The following is a 20,293-nucleotide window of genomic DNA, read 5'->3' on the forward strand; positions in this document are numbered from 1 at the left end:
CCGCCGCTCTTCCTCAATCACGCGGGTCTCGGGCCCGCCGTTTCTTCCGCCGCGATCCATCCACATCTATTTGCGGCAGGTCCGCGCGGGCCCTGCGCTGACGCCGCTGCCGAAGCCGACAAGATCCAGAGACAGCTCGAAGTCGGTCGTCGGCTTCACACTAGTCGAGGACGTGAACCGACGCGAGAGGGAAACATCAAGGCGCACACATTCGTTCTGGAAGCCCAGACCCATGCCCGCGACGGTGCCGCGATCGGCCACGAAATCGTAGCGCCCCGAGAAATTTGCTGTCCAGTTCGGGGTTACCTTGCGTCGCGCATCGAAAGTGATCTCGCGGGTCGGTTCAGGCCGGTTCTCCAGAGGATCGGCAACCGCCCAGATCAGCGAGGTGGACAGCGCGGTCTTCGGGCCGTTCAGCGCCAGGCGCGCCTCGGCCTTGGTGAGGTCGAGGTCGTCGTCCAGCACCAGCCGCCCGGTCAGCGCAAGGCCGTCGGCCAGCGTGACGTTGGCCACCGCCAGCCAGTCGGAACGTATCCCGGAAAGGCCAGACCCGGGCCCGAACTGCCCCAGGTCGGCCTCGCGGATCACCCGGCCCAGGGTCACGCCCATCGACCAACCCGCAGGGTCGTGCCGGGTCCAGCCGATCCCGATGTTGGCGCGCGCGCCGCGTTCCACCGCATCCGAGCCCGGAAAACGGTCGAGCGCGAACAGGTTGCCCTCGTCGAACTCCACCAGCGCGGAATCCTCGTTCGGGATGGAGTCCGTGGCCTTGGAAGCATAAAGCAGCTGCACAACCGGCTCGATCACATGCGTCACGCCATCGGCTCCGGCCTTGACCCAAGGCCAGCGCAGCTCCACCCCGGCTGCGCCGTGCGTGCGCGTGGTGCTGCCCGAGTAGAGCGCATCGTCGGTGATCGTGTAGGCGTCCGCCGTCACCTCGCCCAGCACCGAGGCCTCGATCCCTGCCGGCAGAACGAAGCTGCGCCGCCAGTCGATCCGCGCAGAGATGCGGCCGATATCGCGGCCATCCGGAATGTCGTCGCTGTCCGGCCCGTCGATGGGGCTGGACGACGAGCGGTACTGGTTGTGGGTCTGCAGCCGCAGCCCACCCTCGCCGCCAAGGGGGCCGAGCGAGAAGCGCCGATGGAAGGTGAGATCGGCCACCACAGAGGGGATGGCACTGTCGGTCTCGTCTTCACGCAGGGTCTGGAAGCTGATGATCCGGGCGGCAGTATGCTCGTTCCTGCGGGTGCGCTTGACCTCGATCCGGCTGTCAAGACGGTCGGCGTTGCCCAGTCCGTAGTCCAGCATGTAGGCCGGGTCGCTTACCGTCTGGCCGTCGAAGGTCAGCAGGAAGTTTCTTGGCAGCGAGAATGCCCCTTGCAGGCGCAAGTAGCCCCGCGTCTCCCCCGGGAGCAGCTGGTCGCGAGTCACCGAGGCCGTCGCCTCCAGCAGGCCGGTCGCGAACGCCTGACGATACCGCAGGCCAAGGGTCTGGGACTTGCGGGCGGTCAGGTAGGGCGTCAGCGTCAGGTCGGCGGATTTGCCGATCACAATGAAGTAGGGCAACTTGATCCCGGTGCCGAGGTCCGAGGTCGTGCGGATACCCGGCATCAGGAAGCCCGTGGCGCGCTTCAGCGTCGGGTCGGGCATCCTCAGGCGAGGAATGTAGAACACGGGCACCCCGGCCAGACGGAACTGGGCGCGGTCGAAGTAGATTTGCCGCTCCACCTCGTCATGCACGACACGGCGGGCCCGGATCTCCCACAGGGGCGTGGGGTCGCCCTCGCAGACCTTGCAGGAAGATGCCGCGACCGTCTGCAACGCGGTGTAGCGGCCCGAAACCCGGACCATGCTGTTCGCAGCCAGTTGCAACTGCTGGTTCAGGACCAACCGCGCGCTGGACAAGATGCCTTCAGACAGGTCGGCGGCAAGCTCGGCCTGGCTGGCCAGGATCAAGATGCTGCCGTTTTCTTCGGTCAGGACGATGGGTCCGCTGATCTCCAACCGGTCCGTCGCCTGGTCGAAGACGATGCGGCTGGCCTTGAGGCGGCGACCCTTGAAGAACACCTCGACATTGCCGTCTGCAATCAGCCGGGTGTCCCCGGTGATCTGAAGGCTGTCCGAAACCAGGGTTGCCTGGTCCTGGGCGCGGGCGTAAGGCGACAGGGTCAGGATCGCGGCGATCAGGATCAGGAGGCGGCGCATGTCAGCCATCCTCGAGATGCAGAAGCAGGCCGAGCGACAGCATGACCGCAGCGACCGGCGGGCTCCAGGCGGCCAGCGGAACCGGGATCTGTCCGCTGTCGCCCAGCGCCTGCGCGAAATTTCGCAGGAAGAAGAAGCCGAAGCCTGCCAGCAGGGCATAAAGCACCATCCGCCCGGTACCGCCAAATCGCACATGGCGCATGGTGAAGCCGGCCGCCACCAGCACCATCGCCGCCATCAGGAGGGGCAGGGCAAGTTCCATCTGGTACCATAGCTTGTAGGCCTGCGCCGAAAAACCCGCGCGCTCAAGGTCGGCGATATAGCCGGGCAGATCCCAGAAGGCTATGGCGGACGGCGTGCCGAAACTGTCGCGGATCCGTTCCGGCGTCAGGTCCGATGGCAGTGCGACCGGCCCCGGGTCGACCACTGCCGTCAGTTCCGGGTTCGGACTGGCCAGATCCCAGGTCTTGGTGCCGGTCAGCTCCCAGGCACCCTCGACCAGCCGCGCGGTTTCGGCCTCGACCCGCTTGCCCGGCGTTCCATCGACACCGAAGCCGATGAAGGTAACTCCGAAGAGCTCGGTCCCGTCAAGGTTCGACCGCGCGGCCTGGATCACCGTCTGGCCGTCCTCGGACCCCTGGCGCAGCCAGAGACCCGTGTCCGCAACCGACAGGACCGAGCTCGCGCCCTGGCTGAGCGCCGAGCGCTTGTCGTCGTAGGCCTTCGAGGTCGCGGCGACCAGTGGGTTGAACAGGCCAACGGCCAGCAGGCCAAGCGCGACCGACACCAGAAGCGGGGTCATCAGGAAATGCAGCCCAGACCGCCCGGCTGCGCGCACGACCACCAGTTCCGAGGACCTGGCAAATCCGAGGAAATTGGCGATCGCCCCCATAACCATGATCAGCGGCAGGATGCGGTAAAGCGTTTCCGGCACGCTGAGCAGCGACATCTCTGCCGCCCCGGACAGCCCTATCCCCGCGTCAGAGAAGCGGCGCAGCTGCTCGATCATGTCAATCAGGAACAGGATGGCGAAGAAGATCAGGAACACGCGGCCGACGGTGCCAAGAAAACGGCGCGCGATGTAAAGGTTCAGCGTCATGTGGCTGCCCTCTGTCGCCTCGGGCGCTGTGCATGCCACAGCAGACCCGCCGCTATCGCCATACCGGCCAGCGGCGCGAGATAGAGCGCGGGCCAGCCCGTGACCGAGACGAGGGCCACCGAGCCGGCCCAGGTCCAGACCAGTTGCAGCGCGATCAGCAGGCCCACCGCCAGCGCCATCTGCCGCCACAGCCCGAAGCGCGAGAAACTGCCCAGCATCAGCGCGGCAAAACCGATCAGCGGTGCCGCCACGGCAAGCAGGGGCGCGGCCAGGCGGGAATGACCCTCCTCCCGCATCTGCGCGACGCTTGCCCCGGTGGCCGCCAGCGCTTCTGGCGCCGCTTCGAGCAAGAGGCGCGTCGGAACGGCATTCAGCGCAATCTGCCCGGCTCCGCCGACCGACACCATCCCGGCGAGGTCCAGAGTGAAATCGGCAAACCGCGTCACCGCCATCCGTGCGCCGTCGCGGGTCAGCGTCTGGGTCGAGCCATCGACCATCACCAGCTTCGGCGCCGTCTCGCCTCGCACGAGGAAAGCCTTGCGCGCCGAATGGATCGCGCGCTCGGTGGGCGAGCGTTCGTCGGACAGGAAGAGGTCGAGAAGCTCGCCGTTCGGCGTGATCTGGCGGATGTAGAGTGTGACCCCGGCTGCGGGATGCATGAACTGCCCGGCGTTCAGGAAGCGCGAGGTCACATTGCGGGAAATCTCGGCCGAGCGCTCGTTCAGGATGCGCTGGCTCGTCGGCACGAGCACGTTGGTCAGCACGAGTTGCATCACCATGACCGTCAACCCGAAATACAGCACCGGACGTGCCAGGCGAAACGCCGAGAATCCGGTGGCCTGCATCACGACAAGTTCGCTTTCCTGCATCAGCCGGTTGGTCACATAGACCGTCGCTGCGAAGGCCGCGACCGGCATCACCAGTCGGATCGCATTCGGCAGGGTCAGGATCGAGAATTCCAGGAACACCAGGGCCGACTGGCCGTCGCCGATCAGCTGGTCGAACAGCCCGACCGCCCGGTTCACCCAGTAGACCGCGACCAGCACGAGGGCGAAAAAGCCAAACAGCGCGAGGAGTTGCGACAAGATATATCTGTCGAATCTAGACACGCCCGACCCGGCCCCTACTACATCTGGGTCGGACCCTAGCGGAATTCACCAGCGGCGAAAACTGCTATCTGGCCAATGGTCATGACCGGTTGTAGCCTCCCGGCAAGCGGCCGCCGAGGCTGCCGACCCACCCTGACGAAAGAGCGCACAATGCCGAAACCCCTGCCGATCCAGTTCCAGGCCACGAACCTCGACGCCCTCGCCAGACAGAAGGGCCGCATCGCGGTCCTGGCCGATGTCGGCCTGCCGACCAGCCCCGGCTTTCGCCGCCTCGACCGTCTGACCAAGGGCGCCCTGTCGCGGGCTTTCGGATCGGAAGCCTTTGCCAAGCTCAAGCCAGGCGAGGCACTGGACCTGGCCTTCCCGCCGGGTCTGGAGGCAGAGGCGGTGCAACTGGTCCGGTTGCCGAAGAAGGCCGATCTGGCGGAGGCGCGCAAGGCCGGCGCGGCCATCGGGCGGTCGCATGGGACGGCGGGCTCGCTGGTCCTGGCCGAAGCACATTCGCGTGCCGCCGACATCGCCTTCGGCGTGGCGATCCGGGCCTACGACTTCGACAGCCACAAGACCGGCGACAGGAAGGTGCCAGGCCCGGTCACGCTGATGGCGGCGAACCCCGAGGCGGTCGCCAAGGCCGCGGCTCCGATGGCTGCGGTGGCGGAAGGCGTCTTCTTCACCCGCGACCTGGTGAACGAACCTGCCAACGTCCTGACCACGCATGACTTCGCCGCGCGCCTTGCGGCGATGCAGGAGATCGGTCTGGATGTCGAGATCCTGGAGGAAGAGGATCTGACAAAGCTGGGCATGTTCGCGCTTCTCGGTGTGGGGCAGGGGTCGGAAAGCCCGTCGAAGGTTGTGGTCATGCAGTGGCACGGCGGCAAGAAGGGCGATGCGCCCTTCGCGCTGATCGGCAAGGGCGTCGTTTTCGACACCGGCGGCATCTCCATCAAGCCGGCCGCCGGCATGGAGGAGATGACGATGGACATGGGCGGCGCGGGAGTCGTCGCCGGCGTGATGCGGACGCTGGCGCTGCGCAAGGCCAAGGCCAATGTCGTGGGCCTGGTGGGCCTGGTCGAGAACATGCCCGACGGTCGTGCGCAGCGGCCGGGTGATGTCGTGAAGTCGATGAAGGGCGACACGATCGAGGTCATCAACACCGACGCCGAGGGGCGCCTGGTCCTGGCCGACGTGCTCTGGTATGCTCAGGAAAGGTTCAAGCCGACCGGCATGATCGATCTGGCGACGCTGACCGGCGCGATCATCATCGCCCTCGGCCACGAGAACACGGGTGTCTTTTCCAACAACGACGATCTCTGCAACGCCTTCCTTGCGGCCGCGAAGGCCGAAGGCGAGGGGGCCTGGCGCATGCCGATGGGGGATGCCTACGACGCCAAGCTGAAATCGCGGATTGCCGACATGATGAACGTGGGCGGCCGCGACGGAGGGGCGATCACGGCGGCGCAGTTCCTGCAACGCTTCGTCAAGCCGGATGTGCCGTGGTGCCATCTCGACATCGCCGGGACCGCACTGCTGAAATCCGACTCGACGCTCGCACCCAAGGGCGCGACCGGCTGGGGCGTCATGGCTCTTGATCGCCTGATCCGCGACCGGTTCGAGAAGTGAGGCTCCTCGCTCGCGTTCCGCATCGCTCCTCGTGGGGCGGTGTCGGCGCGAGGAGAAGTCGCAGACGCATGACGAGCGGACCCAGATGGGCACGGTGATGTTCTTCCACCTGATGCAGTCGGCCCCGGCCGATACGCTTGCCGTTAACGCCCCGCGCGCACTGGCGCAGGGTTGGCGCGTCATGGTGCGCGGCACAGACCCGGTGGCGCTGGAGCGGCTGGAAGCGGCGCTCTGGCTCAAGGGCGGCGACGAGAGCTTTCTGCCGCACGGGCTGGAGGGTGGCCCTCGGGATGCCGACCAGCCGGTTCTGTTGGGCCTCGGTGCACCGGTGAACGGGGCAAGGGTTCTGGCGCTCGTCGATGGGGCCACGGCGTCGGATGCCGATATCGCAGCGATGGAGCGGGTCTGGATACTGTTCGACGGCAACGACCCCGACCGGCTTCAGGCCGCGCGCCAGCAATGGAAGGCGACCGTCGCCGCCGGCCACGCCGCGCAATACTGGTCCGAGGACTCGGGCCGCTGGGAGAAGAAGGCCGAAAGCCCCGCGCGTTAGGTGCGTCGCCCGGTCAGCCCTTGCGCAGAAGCCGGGCCATGTCAGGCGCGAAATAGGTCAGGATCCCGTCGCAGCCAGCCCTCTTGAACGCCATCAGGCTCTCGACCATTGCCTTCTCGCCGTCGATCCAGCCGTTCTGCGCCGCCGCCCGGATCATGGCGTATTCGCCCGAGACCTGGTAGGCGAAGGTCGGGGCGCCGAAGGAGTCCTTCACCAGCGCGCAGACGTCGAGATAGGGCATCCCCGGTTTGACCATCACCATGTCCGCCCCTTCGGCCAGGTCGCGCGCGACCAGGCGCAGCGCCTCGTCCCGGTTGGCGGGGTTCATCTGGTAGGTCTTCTTGTCGCCCTTGAGCGCCCCCGACGCCCCGACCGCATCGCGGAACGGTCCGTAGAAGGCCGAGGCATACTTGGCCGCATAGCTGAGGATCGCGGTGTCCTTGTGCCCCGCCCCCTCCAGCGCCGCCCGCATCGCGCCGATCCGGCCGTCCATCATGTCCGAAGGCCCCAGGATGTCGGCCCCGGCCTCGGCCTGGGCCAGCGCCATGCGCACCAGCGCCTCGACCGTTTCGTCGTTCAGGATGATCCCGTCCACGACCAGCCCGTCATGACCATGCGCGTTGTAGGGATCCAGCGCGACATCGGTCATCACGGCAATGTCGGGAACCTGCGCCTTGATCGCCCGGATCGCCCGGTTGGTCAGGTTTTCTGGATTCCAGGCCTCTTCGCAGCCGGGGGTCTTCACCCTGGGATCGGTATACGGAAAGAGGCAGATCGCCGGGATCCCCAGGTCGCAGGCCATCGCGGCGGCCTCCACGGTCAGGTCCAACGACAACCGCTCTACCCCGGGCATCGAAACGACGGGCTGGCGCTGGTTCGCACCGTCGCAAAGGAAGACCGGCCAGATCAGGTCATCGACCGTCAGAGCGTTCTCCTGCGTCAGGGCCCGCAAGGCCGGAGTCCGGCGCAGCCGGCGGAACCGGGTCATCGGATAGGTCGCCTGGACAGGCTGCATGGCTGGCTCCTTCATCTGCGGCACGGCAGGGACTTGCGGCTTGCGCTTCTGCCTGCCATGGAAAGGGATCGGCCTCAAGTCGCCACTTGGGCCGCCGACGGTTCGGCTAGGGAGAGCGTGCAGAGTGGACGTCTTCGACACGGCACTGGAAGTGATCGACCTGCGGTCGTTCTCGAATCTCTGGTACTGGATCATGCTGGCCGTCCTGTGGTCCTCGGTCAGCCACTGGTCGCTTGGCGTGCCGCACGACATGGTCCAGCGCGCCCGGCGCGAGGGCGGTCAGGCCCTGGGCGACGTCGAGGACCTGGTGCGGATCAACGTCAACCGGATCCTGCACATCATGGACAGCGGGGCAATGGCCGTGGTCGGGCTCGCGGCCTTCTGGCTGTCCACGCTGATTGTCCTGGGGTTCTACTATAACGTCGAGTTCGCACAGGCCCTTGTGTTGCTGCTGGGACCCTTGTCCGTGGTCGTCTGGGTCAGCGTGCGCGAATCCCGCCGCATTGCCGCCGGCGCCACTACCGGCGATGCCCTGCTGCGCAGGCTGACCGTGCATCGCCGGGTCTTGCAGGTCATCGGCATGATCTCTATCGCGGTGACGGCCTTCTACGGAACCTGGCAGAACATCCGGGTTTCGATCCTCTACTGACCCATCGCCCGGAACCGATGACAGCCGAACGCATCCTGATGGGCGGAGCGCCCGAGGGCTTCGACGCCCGGATCCTCGTCCGCGAACTGTCGCGCGGCCAGCCGGTCGTCCATGTCGCGCGCGACGACAAGCGGGCCGAGGCAATGCGGGCGGCGCTGGCGGTCCTGGCGCCCGAGGTTGCGGTTACGGACTTCCCGGCCTGGGACTGCCTGCCTTACGACCGCGTGAGCCCCAACCCCGAGATCAGCGCGCGGCGGATGGCGACGCTGGCGGCGCTGGCGGACGGCTTGCCGGGGCCTTTCGTCCTGTTGACGACGCTGAACGCCGCCATCCAGAAGGTGCCCACGCGCGAGGTGGTGCGTGCGGCCTCGTTCCGAGCTTCGGTGGGTGAGAGGGTGGACGAGGCCCGGCTGAAGGGGTTCCTGGCGCGGATGGGCTTCACCCCTGTATCCACAGTGGCCGAGCCCGGGGATTATGCCCTGCGCGGCGGGATCGTGGACATCTTCCCGCCGGGGCGCGGGGGTCCGATCCGGCTGGATTTCTTCGGCGACGTGCTGGACGGCGCGCGGCGCTTCGATCCCGAGACGCAGCGCACAACGGAAAAGCTGAAGAAGGTCGAGTTTTCAGCGGTTTCCGAGGTGATCCTCGACGACTCCGCCATTGCCCGCTTCCGGCAGAACTACCGCATCGCCTTCGGCGCGGCAGGCACTGACGACCCCCTCTACGAAGCCGTCAGCGCCGGCCGCAAGCATCAGGGGATGGAGCATTGGCTGCCTTTCTTCCATGAGCGGCTGGAGACGATCTTCGACTATCTGCCTGGCGCCTCGGTGGTGCTGGACGACCAGGTGACACCGGCGCGGCTCGCACGCTGGGAAGGGATCGCGGACAGCTACGACGCGCGCCACGAGGCGATGGGCGCCAATGGGCGGATCGACACGGTCTACAAGCCGGTCCCGGCCGAGGAGCTTTATCTCGACGACGCGGCCTGGGAAGCGGCACTGGACGGGTCGCGCGTGGTGCAGCTGTCGCCTCTGGCCCAGTCGCCGGGGCCGGGCGTGCTGGACGCGGGCGCGCGGGCGGGGCGGAACTTCGCGCCTGAGCGGCAACAGGAGAAGGTCAATCTTTTCGGGGCCTTGGCGGATCATGTTCAAGCGCTTGCGAAGGCGGGGCAGGTGGTCATCGCCAGCTGGTCCGAGGGCGCGCGGGAGCGGCTGAAAGGGCTTCTGGCCGACAACGGCGTGACCGGCGCGAAGGAGATCGCCGATTTCCGCGAGGTGCCAGAGGGGAAGGGCGGCCTCTTCCTCATCGTCTGGCCGCTCGAGGCGGGGTTCGTGGCGCCCGGGCTGGCGGTGATCTCGGAACAGGACGTGCTGGGCGAGAGGCTGACCGCCAAGCCGCGCCGGAAGCGGAAGGCCGACAACTTCCTGCGCGAGGTGGACACTCTCAGTCCCGGCGACCTGGTGGTGCATGTCGAGCATGGGGTGGGGCGCTATCTCGGGATCGAGACGATCACCGCGCTCGGGGCTCCGCATGCCTGCGTCATGCTGGAATATGCCGACAACGCGAAACTCTACCTGCCGGTGGAGAACATCGAGCTTCTCAGCCGCTATGGCCATGAGGAGGGTCTGCTGGACCGTCTCGGCGGCGGGGCCTGGCAGGCGAAGAAGGCTAAACTCAAGGAGCGGATCAAGGAGATCGCCGACCGCCTGATGCGGGTCGCGGCGGAACGCGCGCTGCGCCATGCGCCGATCCTCGAAGCGCCGCATTCGATCTGGGAGGCCTTCGCGGCGCGGTTCCCCTATCAGGAGACCGACGACCAGCTGGCGGCGATTGCCGATGTGGTCGCGGACCTGGAGAAGGGTTCGCCCATGGACCGGCTGATCGTCGGCGACGTGGGCTTCGGCAAGACCGAGGTCGCGATGCGGGCGGCCTTCGTCGCGGCCCTGTCGGGTATGCAGGTCGCAGTGATCTGCCCGACCACGCTCCTGGCGCGGCAGCACTACCGCAGCTTCGCCGAGCGGTTCCGGGGATTTCCTATATCTGTCAGGCCCTTGTCGCGCTTTGTTCCAGCGAAGGAAGCCAATGCGACACGGGCGGCGATGGCGGACGGGTCGGTGGACATCGTCGTCGGCACCCATGCGCTTCTGGCGAAGGGGGTGACGTTCAAGAAGCTCGGCCTGCTCATCATCGACGAAGAGCAGCATTTCGGGGTCGTGCACAAGGAACGGCTGAAGGAAATGCGGTCCGAGGTGCATGTGCTGACCCTGACCGCGACGCCGATTCCCCGGACCCTGCAACTGTCGCTGGCCGGGGTGCGGGACCTGTCGATCATCGCCACGCCCCCGGTCGACCGTCTGGCGATCCGGACTTATGTTTCCGAATTCGACACGATCACGATCCGCGAGGCGATCCTGCGCGAACGCTATCGCGGCGGGCAGACCTTCTTTGTCGTCCCCCGCATCGCCGACCTGCCCGAGATCGAGGATTTCCTGAAGACCCATGTGCCGGAAGCCTCCTACGTCATCGCGCACGGGCAACTGGCGGCAGGCGACCTCGACGACCGGATGAACCAGTTCTACGACGGCAAGTATGACGTGCTGCTGGCGACGACGATTGTTGAAAGCGGTCTGGATATTCCCACGGCCAACACGATGATTGTTCACCGGGCGGATATGTTCGGCCTGTCGCAGCTCTACCAGATCCGGGGACGGGTCGGGCGATCCAAGACCCGCGCCTACTGCTATCTGACGACTAAGCCCCGCGCGCCGCTGACGCCGCAGGCTGTGAAGCGGTTGCGCCTGCTGGGAAGCCTCGATTCGCTGGGTGCGGGGTTCAACCTGGCCTCGCATGACCTTGACCTGCGGGGGGCGGGGAACCTTTTGGGAGAGGAGCAGTCGGGACACATCCGCGAGGTGGGTTACGAACTTTATCAGCATATGCTGGAAGAGACGATCGCCAGGATCAAATCGGGCGAGTTGCAGGGGCTGGCCAATATCGACGACGACTGGTCGCCACAGCTGAACCTTGGCGTCCCGGTGATGATCCCCGAAAGCTACATCCCCGACCTCGACATCCGGCTGGGGCTGTATCGGCGGCTGTCCTCGCTGACCACGAAGGTCGAACTGGAAGGCTTCGCGGCCGAACTGATCGACCGGTTCGGCCCGCTGCCGAAAGAGGTCAACACGCTGATGCTGATCGTGCGGATCAAGGCGATGGCGAAGCGGGCAGGGATCTCGCGGCTGGACGCGGGGCCGAAGGGGGCGACGATCCAGTTCCACAACGACAAGTTCGCCAATCCCGCGGGGCTGGTGGACTTCCTGAAGGCGCAAGGACCTGCGGCACGGGTGAACGGCAACCGGATCGTCCTGACCGGCGAGATGAAGACGGAAGCCGACCGGATCAAGGGTGCCTTCAACATCGCGCGCGACCTGGCCGAGGTGGTCAAGGCGGGGCGGAAGGCCTAGTTTCGCGGCTCGCCCAGGGTCTTCAGCGACAGGACCAGGTTCAGCGCCGCAAGCACGGTGACGCCCAGAATCAGTGGCGTCGAGGTGCCGTTGAAGGCAAGGCCGATGGGGATGGCCAGCACCACCGAGCCGACGGTGGCGAGCGAGGAGATCACGCTGGCGGCAAGGCCGGCGATGTGGCCGACGGGCTCCATCGCCAGCGCGTTGAGGTTGCCCATGGTCAGGCCCATCATCGAGAAAAGCCCGATGCACCAGAGCATTTGCATGGCAAAGCCGAAGTGGCCTTGCAGGAGGCCGGTGCCGAGGCCGGCCAAGGCCAGCAGCGACAGGAGCAGGACCCCGGCATAGGTCCGCTGGACGACGCGGCGCATGCCGAGGGTCATCACGATGCGCGAGTTCAGGAGGCTGCCGCCCATCGAGGCGACCGCGATCAGGGCGAACCAGAGCGGGAAGGTCTCGGCCCGGTCGAACTGGCGCTCGAAGATGCCTTGCAGCGAGGACAGAGTCGCGAAGAGACAGGCGAGGGTCAGGGTCTGCAGAAGCGTGGAGACCAGGACGATGCGGTGGGTGAAAAGCTCTCGGGTGCCGGTCCGGAGCGTGCCGAGGTGGAGCGGGCGGCGGTTTTCGGGCGGAAGCGTCTCGGGCTGGCGCAGGCCGAGCCAGAGCATCGAGAGGCCGGCGAAGAGGATGTAGGCCAGAAAGATCGCATGCCAGCCGCCAAGGGCGATGATCCCCTGGCCCATCAGGGGAGCCAGCGCGGGGACGATGGTGAAGATCATCATGACGAAGGACATGATCCTGGCCATCTCGCGGCCCGAGAAGAGGTCTCGGACCATGGCGATGGCCACGGTGCGGGGCGCGGCGGCGGCGAGCCCCTGGAGCAGGCGGGCGGCCAGCAGGATTTCCAGGCTGGGGGCGAAATAGCAGTCGACGGCCGCAATTGCGTAGAGGCCGGAGCCGACGAGGATCACCCGCTTGCGTCCGAAGGTGTCGGAGAGGGGGCCGGTGAAGAGGGTGCCGATGCCCATGCCAAGGACGAAACTGGTGACGACAAGCTGTGCCGCGTTCGGGGCGTCGGGCGAGAGGGTGGCGGCGATGTCGGGCAGCGCCGGCAGCATCGCGTCGATCGAGATCGCGATGGTGGCAAACAGCATGGCGACCAGCGCCACGAATTCGGTCTGCGATGGGCGGGATTGGCTCACTCGGCACGACCCGTCAGTTCTTCGATGACCTTGCCCCAGGTCTCGGGCGGCTGGGCGCCGCTTACGACATAGTGCTGGGCGATCAGGAAGGTCGGGACGGCGGTGACGCCCTTGTGGCGGGCGTCCGCGTCGCGCGCGGCGATGTCGTCGGCATCTGCGTCGGAGTTGAGAAGCCGCAGGGTCGCCGCGCGGTCCATGCCGTTTTCGCCGGCGATGTCGGCAAGGGTCGGAAGATCGCCGATGTCACGGCCATCAACCCAGTAGGCGCGCATCAGACCGGCGACGACGGCGGGCTGGACACCCTCGATCCCGGCCCAGTGGATCAGCCGATGGGCGTTCAGCGTGTTCGGCATCCGCTGCGGCCTGTCGGGGTCGAGATCGACGCCGGCGGCCCGGGCTACCTCGCGCAGGCGTTCGTGGATCGCATCGACCCGGGCCTTGCCGCCGAATTTCTGTTCCAGATAGGCGCGCTTCTCGACGCCTTCGACAGGCATGTCAGGGTTCAGCTGGAACGGGTGCCACTGGATTACGAACGGATGTTCGGGATGTGCGGCGAGCGCCCGGTCGAGATTGGCCTTGCCGACATAGCACCAGGGGCAGACCGGATCGGAGAAGATGTCGAGGCGGATGGGGCCGGAGGTCATTCGGGTCTCCTGTAGCGGGCGGCAAGGCCCTTGCGGACGATCTTGCCGGTGCCGGTGCGGGGCATGGCGTCGAGGCGCTGGTAGTGCCTTGGCTGTTTCCAGCGGGCAAGGGTCTTTTCGGCGCATTCCCGCAGGGTGGTCTCGGCGATTTCGCAGGGGGCCTCGTAGAACAGCGCCAGGATCGTGGTGCCGGGGGCGGGTTCGACCTGGGTCGCGGCGCAGGCGGTCAGGGGGAGGTCGTGGAAGGCGGCTTCGATTTCCGCCGGGGAAACGCGGAAGCCGCCGGCATTCAGCAGGTCGTCCTTGCGGCCGAGGTGGGTGACGGCGCCGTCCTCGGTCATCCTGGCGGCGTCGCCGGTGCGGAACCAGGGGCCGGTCGGGGGCGGATGACCGAGGTAATGCCGCATCAGGCCGGGGTCGTCGGTGGAGACGGCAAGTTCCCCGGGCGTCCCGTGCGGAACCGGACGGCCCGCATCGTCGAGGATCGCTATGTGGCGGCCGGGCTGGGCATATCCGGTGGTGCCGTCCGGCGCCGGACGCTCAGGCGATCCGGAGAGGTAGGTCGAGACCTCGGACATCCCGAGTGCCTCGTGCAGGTCGGTCCCCGTGCGCGCGCGCCACAGGCGGCGCAGGGCGACGGGCAGCGCCTCGCCCGCGGAAAGCCCATGGCGGAGGCAGGGCAGGGGCGGCAGGTCCGCGCGCAGCATCTGGCGATAGACGCCCGGAGCGGCGGCGATGATCGTGGCCTTCGTGCGTGCAAGCAGGTCGGGCAGCGCGGTTGCGGGGGTTCCGGCGGCCGGTATCAGGGCAGTCGCGCCGACCGTCCAGGGGTCCAGCAGGCCGGTGCCCAGCGTGTAGGTCCAGTTCAGCGCGCCGGCGTGGAGAAGGCGGTCCTCCCCCGTCAGCCCCTCCCAGTGCCGGAACATGCCGGCCCGCGCGAGGATGGCCCGGTGGGCATGGCTGACGGCCATGGGGCTGCCCGAACTGCCGGAGGTGAAGACGATGTAGGCCTCGCGTTCGGGGTCGCCCAGGTGCGGATCGGCCGGCGGCAGGTGGCCCCAGGCGGCCAGGTCCGGGGTCATGACCGGCGCCGGATGGTCGGGCAGGGCGATGCCGGGTTCGGCCGCGACCAGGGCCGGCCGGACCAGCGCGGCAAGCCGGGTGATCTCGGCCCGGGTCAGCGCGGAAGAAGTCGGCACCGGCACAAGTCCGGCCCAGATCGCGCCGAGGTAGAGGATCGGGAAGGCGAGGCTGTTCCCAAGGCGCAGGAGGATGCGGTCGCCGGGCAGAAGGCCCCGGGACAGAAGTCCGCTGGCGGTCCTTTGCGTCAGGTCCAGCAGCTCGGCGTAGCTGAGGGTTTCGTCACCTTCCGGGCCGAAGAGGACGAGCGCGGGCTTGTCCAATTGGCCGGCCCGGGCCAGCACATGACCCGCCAGGTTGAAGGCCGGCGGGATCGCGGGGAAGGGGCGGGTGTCGATCTCGGACAGCATCGTCAAGCGGTAGGGGGCCTGCGTGCCGGTTGCAAGCCGTGGCGGGCTCGACTATCCGGGTGCCATGGCGCTGACTGATCCGAAAAGCATGATCCGCGTGGCCCGCGAAGCCGGGGGCGAAGCGCATGTCGAACCGGTGAACCTGGGCGAGCGGGTGCGCGAGTTGCGCCGCCAGCGCGGCTGGACGCTGGAAGAGGCGGCGGTGCGGGCGGGGCTGGCGCGGTCCACGCTGTCGAAGATCGAGAACGGGCAGATGAGCCCGACCTACGAGGCGCTGAAGAAGCTTGCCGGGGGGCTGGCGATCGGCGTGCCGCAGCTGTTCACCCCGCCGTCCAGGCGGCAGGTCATGGGCCGGATGTCGGTAACGAAGGCCGGCGAGGGCCAGTCGCAGGCGACCGTGACCTACGAGCACGAGTTGCTCGCCAGCGGGCTTACCAAGAAGCAGATGCTGCCCTATCGCGCCGTGATCCGGGCGCGGGAGCTCGAGGAATTCGACGGCTGGGTGCGCCACGACGGCGAAGAGTTCCTATATGTCCTCACCGGGGTGATCCGGCTTTACACCGAATTCTACGAACCCGTGGACCTGCGCCGGGGCGACAGCGCCTATTACGACGCCGCCATGGGGCACAACGTGATCAGCCTCTCGGAGGAGGACGCGACGATCCTCTGGGTCACCTCGCTGGTCTGAACGGGGTGCCTAGGAACTTTCGCCGAAAATTCCTGGGCCTGGCTCAGAAGATCTCCTGCACCTTGCGGGCGCCGGCCGAGACATCCTCGCCCACGCCGGCAACCGTGTTGCAGCCCGCAAGCGCCGCCAGCGCGGCCAGAATCAGCAGCTTTTTCATGCTCTTGCCTCTCTCTCGCGTTTCTTACTTTGCTTCGTACCACCATGTGTCTGGCAGGAACCCCGTCCAGTCACCATACAGCGGAATGCGTTCGGGATACTTCAGATTGGCCGAAAATGCCAGCCGCGAGCGGTCGGAATACCAGATCGGGATCACATAGCGGCCCGAGGTCAGCACCCGGTCCAGCGCCCTCGTCGCGGCGGTGAAATCCTCCGAACTGGGCGATTTCAGCATTGCCGCAATCATCGCCTCGACCGCCGGGGAATTCACGCCCATCCAGTTCCGCGTGCCGGGTTCAGTCACCCCGGCGGAGCCCCAGTAGAGCAACTGCTCGTTGCCCGGCGACAGCGACAGCGACCGGATGTAGTGGGTCATGTCGAAGTCGTAGGCGTTGGTGCGCTCCTTGTACTGTGCGTCGTCGATCTTGTTCAGCCGCGCGCTGATGCCCAAAGCCTTAAGCGCCTCGATATAGACCTCGGCGGCCGAGGCCATCTCGTCCTGGCCGGTAACGAGCAGGATCTCGAAGGCGAAGGGCTCGCCGGCCGCGTTCTTCAGCACCCCGTCGTCGCCCACCGTCCAGCCCGCCTCCTCCAACAGCGCCGCCGCCGCGCGGATGTTCTTGCGGTTGGCCTGGCTGCCATCGGAGACCGGCAGCGCATAGCCCTCGATCGCGCCGGGCGGCAGATCGGCCTTGAAGGGCTCCAGCAGTTCCAGCTCGCGCCCCGTCGCGGGCTTGCCCGGCTCCATCCCCAGGAACGAATTGCCGAAATAGGACGGGATCCGCGGCGGCAGCCCACCGTTCAGGGTCTGGTTGATGAATTCGAAGTTGAAGGCGAGGATCAGCGCCTCGCGCACGCGCCAGTCGGCGAAGAGCGGGCGGCGGGTGTTCATCACGAACCCTTCGATCCCCGAGGGCCGGCCGTGCGGGATCTCGGCCTTTACCACATCGCCGGACTGCACGGCAGGGAAGCCGTAGGATGACAGCCATTTCGATACATTTGCTTCGCGATAGGCCGAAAGTTGCCCTGCCTTGAACGCCTCGAAGATCGCCTGTGGGTTGGAATAGTAGTCGTAGCGGATCTCGTCAAAGTTCCACTGGCCCCGGTTGAAGGGCAGGTCCTTGCCCCACCAGTCGGGATTGCGCCTGTAGGTGACATGGACGCCCAGTTCCGACTCCGCCAGCACATAGGGACCCGATCCGATCGGCACCTCCATCGTTGCCTCGGCGAACTCCTTGCCTTCCCACTGCGCCTTCTTCAAGACCGGGCGCAGGCCCAGGATCAGTGGCAGTTCGCGGTCCTCGACGTTGAAGGTAAAGCGGACCGACCGTTCCCCGGTCTGCTCCATCGAGGCGATCTTCTTCCACGCCGCAGCGTAGCGCGGGTTGCCCTCGGTGCCGAGCGTCTCCATCGACCACATCACGTCCTCGACCGTGACGGGCGAGCCGTCCGAGAATCGGGCCTCGGGGCGCAGGGTGAATTCGACGTAGGTCCGGCCCTCGTCAGTATCAATCGATTCGGCCAGAAGGCCGTAAAGCGAGAAGGGCTCGTCATAATTCCGGCCCATCAGCGTCTCGACCGTCAGGGTCGAAATGCCAATCGCCGGGCGGCCCTTGGTCACGAAGGGGTTGAAACTGTCGTAGCTGCCCGCTTCGCCCCAGCGATAGGTGCCTCCCTTTGGCGCGTCCGGGTTGACCTGCGGCAGGGACACAAAATCCGGGGGAAGTGCCGGCTCGCCATACATAGCTATGCCATGCATCGGCTCTGCTGCTGCGGTCGCGGCAAGACATGCCAGCGCCACGGACAGCCCGAACCCGCGCAAACTGGCGCTGCTTTTCAGTCCCATCCCCTCTCGTTCTCCTATCCAGCGGTTGTGTGCGGCGAGACTAGGGTGGAGATTGAATCAATTCAAACTTTTAGCTTGGCCATCGGCGGAGAGGGGACTATAAAGGCGTTACTGCTCGATAGGTTTCTTGCCTGTATGAAACCTGCCTCAAAGACTTAACGCCGGCCTCGTGCCGGCGTTTTTTTGTCTTTCAGCCGGGACTTCCGTTCATCCGTGAGGCATGCAATGCTTTCGCAATTGCAGCATTTGGAGGCGCGGATGACACTTTCGGGCAAGCGGGCGGTGGTGACGGGATCGAACTCCGGCATCGGGCTGGGCGTGGCCGAGGCGCTGGCGGCGGCGGGCGCCGAGGTGATTCTCAACAGCTTTACCGACCGGCCCGAGGATCACGAACTGGCGGCCGATCTCGGGTCGCGGCACGGGGTCGCGGCACGCTACATTCCGGCCGACATGTCCAAGGGCGTGGAGTGCAGGGCGCTGGTGGAAAAGGCGGGCGGCTGCGACATCCTGGTGAACAATGCGGGGATCCAGTTCGTCGCGCCTGTCGACGAGTTCCCGGTCGACAAATGGGACGCGATCCTGGCGATCAACCTCAGTTCCGCCTTCCATACCACCGCGGCCGCGCTGCCGGGGATGCGGGCCAGGGGCTGGGGACGGATCGTCAATATTGCCAGCGCGCACGGGCTGACCGCCAGCCCCTACAAGTCGGCCTACATCGCTGCAAAGCATGGTGTGGTCGGCCTGTCAAAGACAGTGGCGCTGGAAACGGCGGGGCAGGGCATCACCTGCAACGCGATCTGCCCGGGCTATGTGCTGACCCCCCTTGTCGAGGCGCAGATCCCCGAACAGATGAAGGTGCACAAGATGGACCGCGAGACGGTGATCCGCGAGGTCATGCTTCTCCGCCAGCCCTCGCGCCAGTTCGCCACGGTCGAGCAGATCGGCGGCACGGCGGTCTATCTGTGCAGTCCGGCGGCAGACCAGGTGACGGGGACGACGATCAGCGTGGATGGCGGGTGGACGGCGTTGTGAGGGGCCAAAATCCTTCGAAGGATTTTGCAAATCTTTTCGAAAAGATTTGCGGGGCCCGGACATGAGGCGGGTGAACCTTGCCTTGCAGGGTGGCGGTGCGCATGGCGCGTTCACCTGGGGCGTGCTCGACCGGCTTCTGGAAGAGGAAGAGCTTGAGATCGCCGGCATATCGGGCACTTCGGCCGGCGCGCTGAACGGTGCGGCGTTGAAGGCCGGGCTGATTGCCGGCGGCAGGGGGGCGGCGCGCAAGCGGCTTGACCGGCTCTGGACCCACGTCGGCGAGATCGGCGATTTCCGCATGCTGCCATGGATCGCGCCCTTCCTGCCCGCGATCCGGTTCTGGCAGACGGCCAGCGCGGCCGTCCTGCCGTTCTCGCCCCAGGGCATCGCGGCGCAGTTCTATTCGCCTTACGTTTTCGGCTCCACCTGGACCAATCCGCTGGAACCTGCCGTCCGCGACCTCGACTTCACTCAGGTCTGCGCCATGGCGGGGCCGAAACTCTTCATCAGCGCGACGAACGTGCGGACGGGCAGGATCAGGATCTTCACCGGGCAGGACATCAGCCCCGAGGCGATCCTTGCCTCGGCCTGCCTGCCATCGGTATTTCAGACCGTCGAGATCGGCGGCGAGGCCTACTGGGACGGCGGCTATTCCGGAAACCCCGCACTCTTCCCGCTCTACGAGCCGGACCTGCCCGACGACATCATCGTCGTCTCGATCAACCCGATGCGCCGCGAGGATGTGCCCGAGACCCCGCTCGAAATCCAGAACCGGATCAACGAGATCAGTTTCAATGCCAGCCTGCTTGGCGAGCTGCGCGCGATCAAGTTCGTGCGCCGGCTGATCGATGAGGGCCGGATGGAACGCGGCACGATGAAGTCAGTCAACATCCACCTGATCGCCGACGATGGCCTGATGAACGCGCTGTCGGTCGATTCGAAGCTGGCGCCAACGCCCCGGCTGCTGGCACGGCTGAAAGAGGCCGGGCGGGCGGCGGCAGAGCGCTTCCTGGCCGAGGGCGGCCCCAAGATCGGCCTCGAGGGCAGCGCCGACCTCAAGGGGCTGCTCGGCTAGGCCTGAAGATCCTTCGGCAACGGGTAGACCAGCCCGCCCGAGACGATCAGCTTGGCCGCATCGTCAACGCCCATGTCCATCACGATCAGGTCCTTGGTCGGCACGAACAGGAGCATCCCGCTAGTGAAGGGCGTCAGGCCGACGAAGACGGCCGACATGTCCGGCCCCATGGCGGCCAGACGTTCGGCCAGTTCGCCCTTGGGACGGGTGGACATGAAGCCGAGCGCCCAGGACCCGGGGCGCGGAAACTCGACAAGGACGACCTTGTCGAAACTCTTTTCCTTCTTGTTGAAGAAGGTCTCGGCCACCTGCTTCAACGCGCTGTAGATCGAGCGCACGATCGGCATCCGGTCGACCAGATCCTCGCCCGAGCGGATGACGGTCCTGCCGATCAGGCCCTTGGCCAGCCAGCCGATGATGATGGTGACGACCAGAAAGACCAG

The 20,293-nt window shown here is 66.5% G+C and carries 17 protein-coding genes; 7 read left to right on the forward strand and 10 right to left on the reverse strand.

Features of this window, described 5'->3' with window-relative positions; translation table 11 throughout:
• Window positions 1-66 precede the first annotated feature (66 nt).
• Genes ACK4IU_RS13570 through lptF form a run of 3 tightly spaced genes read right to left on the reverse strand, consistent with a single transcriptional unit; the run spans window position 67 to window position 4,416 of the window.
• Window positions 67-2,208, reverse strand: a complete 2,142-nt coding sequence (locus ACK4IU_RS13570; RefSeq protein ID WP_409736090.1) for an LPS-assembly protein LptD — start codon at window positions 2,206-2,208, stop codon at window positions 67-69.
• A gap of 1 nt (window position 2,209) precedes the next feature.
• Window positions 2,210-3,307, reverse strand: coding sequence for an LPS export ABC transporter permease LptG (gene lptG, locus ACK4IU_RS13575; RefSeq protein WP_409736092.1), 1,098 nt, complete (start codon window positions 3,305-3,307; stop codon window positions 2,210-2,212).
• Window positions 3,304-4,416 carry an LPS export ABC transporter permease LptF gene (gene lptF / locus ACK4IU_RS13580; protein WP_409736094.1) on the reverse strand — a complete coding sequence of 371 codons (1,113 nt, stop codon included), beginning with the start codon at window positions 4,414-4,416 and terminating at the stop codon, window positions 3,304-3,306. Before lptF ends, lptG begins: the two co-directional genes overlap by 4 nt.
• 150 nt (window positions 4,417-4,566) lie before the next feature.
• Here lptF and ACK4IU_RS13585 point away from each other — a divergent pair, with 150 nt between their 5' ends.
• Both ACK4IU_RS13585 and ACK4IU_RS13590 read left to right on the forward strand, forming a co-directional pair.
• Complete coding sequence (locus ACK4IU_RS13585; RefSeq protein ID WP_409736096.1) at window positions 4,567-6,036, forward strand: leucyl aminopeptidase; 1,470 nt, start codon at window positions 4,567-4,569, stop codon at window positions 6,034-6,036.
• Between the two features lie 85 nt (window positions 6,037-6,121).
• Window positions 6,122-6,589 (forward strand): DNA polymerase III subunit chi, encoded by a 468-nt coding sequence (locus ACK4IU_RS13590; protein WP_409736098.1) that lies wholly within the window; start codon window positions 6,122-6,124, stop codon window positions 6,587-6,589.
• A gap of 13 nt (window positions 6,590-6,602) precedes the next feature.
• On the opposite strand, the gene hemB is transcribed toward ACK4IU_RS13590, so the two are convergent.
• Window positions 6,603-7,604, reverse strand: coding sequence for a porphobilinogen synthase (hemB, locus tag ACK4IU_RS13595; RefSeq protein ID WP_409736100.1), 1,002 nt, complete (start codon window positions 7,602-7,604; stop codon window positions 6,603-6,605).
• A gap of 124 nt (window positions 7,605-7,728) precedes the next feature.
• Between hemB and ACK4IU_RS13600 the strand changes: the two genes are divergently transcribed.
• On the forward strand, window positions 7,729-8,253 hold the full coding sequence (locus ACK4IU_RS13600) for a component of SufBCD complex (RefSeq protein ID WP_409736102.1): 525 nt from the start codon (window positions 7,729-7,731) through the stop codon (window positions 8,251-8,253).
• Between the two features lie 17 nt (window positions 8,254-8,270).
• Window positions 8,271-11,717, forward strand: a complete 3,447-nt coding sequence (gene mfd / locus ACK4IU_RS13605; protein WP_409736104.1) for a transcription-repair coupling factor — start codon at window positions 8,271-8,273, stop codon at window positions 11,715-11,717.
• Here mfd and ACK4IU_RS13610 read toward each other — a convergent pair.
• Genes ACK4IU_RS13610 through ACK4IU_RS13620 form a run of 3 tightly spaced genes read right to left on the reverse strand, consistent with a single transcriptional unit; the run spans window position 11,714 to window position 15,053 of the window.
• The gene (locus ACK4IU_RS13610; RefSeq protein WP_409736120.1) at window positions 11,714-12,871 is read right to left on the reverse strand and encodes a multidrug effflux MFS transporter; all 1,158 of its coding nucleotides are present in this window, start codon (window positions 12,869-12,871) and stop codon (window positions 11,714-11,716) included. The genes mfd and ACK4IU_RS13610 overlap by 4 nt on opposite strands.
• A gap of 44 nt (window positions 12,872-12,915) precedes the next feature.
• A complete protein-coding gene (locus ACK4IU_RS13615) occupies window positions 12,916-13,563 on the reverse strand; it encodes a DsbA family oxidoreductase (RefSeq protein WP_409736106.1) in 648 nt (215 codons plus the stop codon).
• Window positions 13,560-15,053 (reverse strand): class I adenylate-forming enzyme family protein, encoded by a 1,494-nt coding sequence (locus ACK4IU_RS13620; protein ID WP_409736108.1) that lies wholly within the window; start codon window positions 15,051-15,053, stop codon window positions 13,560-13,562. The genes ACK4IU_RS13615 and ACK4IU_RS13620 overlap by 4 nt, the downstream gene beginning before the upstream one ends.
• 64 nt (window positions 15,054-15,117) lie before the next feature.
• On the opposite strand from ACK4IU_RS13620, the gene ACK4IU_RS13625 reads away from it, so the two are divergent.
• The gene (locus ACK4IU_RS13625) at window positions 15,118-15,741 is read left to right on the forward strand and encodes a helix-turn-helix domain-containing protein (RefSeq protein ID WP_409736122.1); all 624 of its coding nucleotides are present in this window, start codon (window positions 15,118-15,120) and stop codon (window positions 15,739-15,741) included.
• 43 nt (window positions 15,742-15,784) lie between these two features.
• Here the strand turns inward: ACK4IU_RS13625 and ACK4IU_RS13630 are convergent, their stop codons facing one another.
• Together ACK4IU_RS13630 and ACK4IU_RS13635 are read right to left on the reverse strand one after the other, a co-directional pair.
• A complete protein-coding gene (locus tag ACK4IU_RS13630) occupies window positions 15,785-15,898 on the reverse strand; it encodes an entericidin A/B family lipoprotein (protein WP_149586867.1) in 114 nt (37 codons plus the stop codon).
• A 24-nt stretch (window positions 15,899-15,922) separates the two neighbouring features.
• Entirely contained in the window at window positions 15,923-17,743 is a 1,821-nt protein-coding gene (locus ACK4IU_RS13635; RefSeq protein WP_409736110.1) for an extracellular solute-binding protein, read from the reverse strand.
• Between the two features lie 258 nt (window positions 17,744-18,001).
• Between ACK4IU_RS13635 and ACK4IU_RS13640 the strand changes: the two genes are divergently transcribed.
• Both ACK4IU_RS13640 and ACK4IU_RS13645 read left to right on the forward strand, forming a co-directional pair.
• Window positions 18,002-18,775 carry a 3-hydroxybutyrate dehydrogenase gene (locus tag ACK4IU_RS13640; protein ID WP_409736112.1) on the forward strand — a complete coding sequence of 258 codons (774 nt, stop codon included), beginning with the start codon at window positions 18,002-18,004 and terminating at the stop codon, window positions 18,773-18,775.
• Window positions 18,776-18,836: 61 nt separating this feature from the next.
• Window positions 18,837-19,850 (forward strand): patatin-like phospholipase family protein, encoded by a 1,014-nt coding sequence (locus ACK4IU_RS13645; protein WP_409736114.1) that lies wholly within the window; start codon window positions 18,837-18,839, stop codon window positions 19,848-19,850.
• On the opposite strand, the gene ACK4IU_RS13650 is transcribed toward ACK4IU_RS13645, so the two are convergent.
• On the reverse strand, window positions 19,847-20,293 hold a 447-nt coding region (locus ACK4IU_RS13650), incomplete at its 5' end, for a DUF502 domain-containing protein (RefSeq protein ID WP_409736116.1). The two genes, ACK4IU_RS13645 and ACK4IU_RS13650, sit on opposite strands and share 4 nt — an antisense overlap.

Source organism: Tabrizicola flagellatus, from assembly GCF_046295235.1.
Lineage (GTDB): Bacteria > Pseudomonadota > Alphaproteobacteria > Rhodobacterales > Rhodobacteraceae > Tabrizicola > Tabrizicola flagellata_A.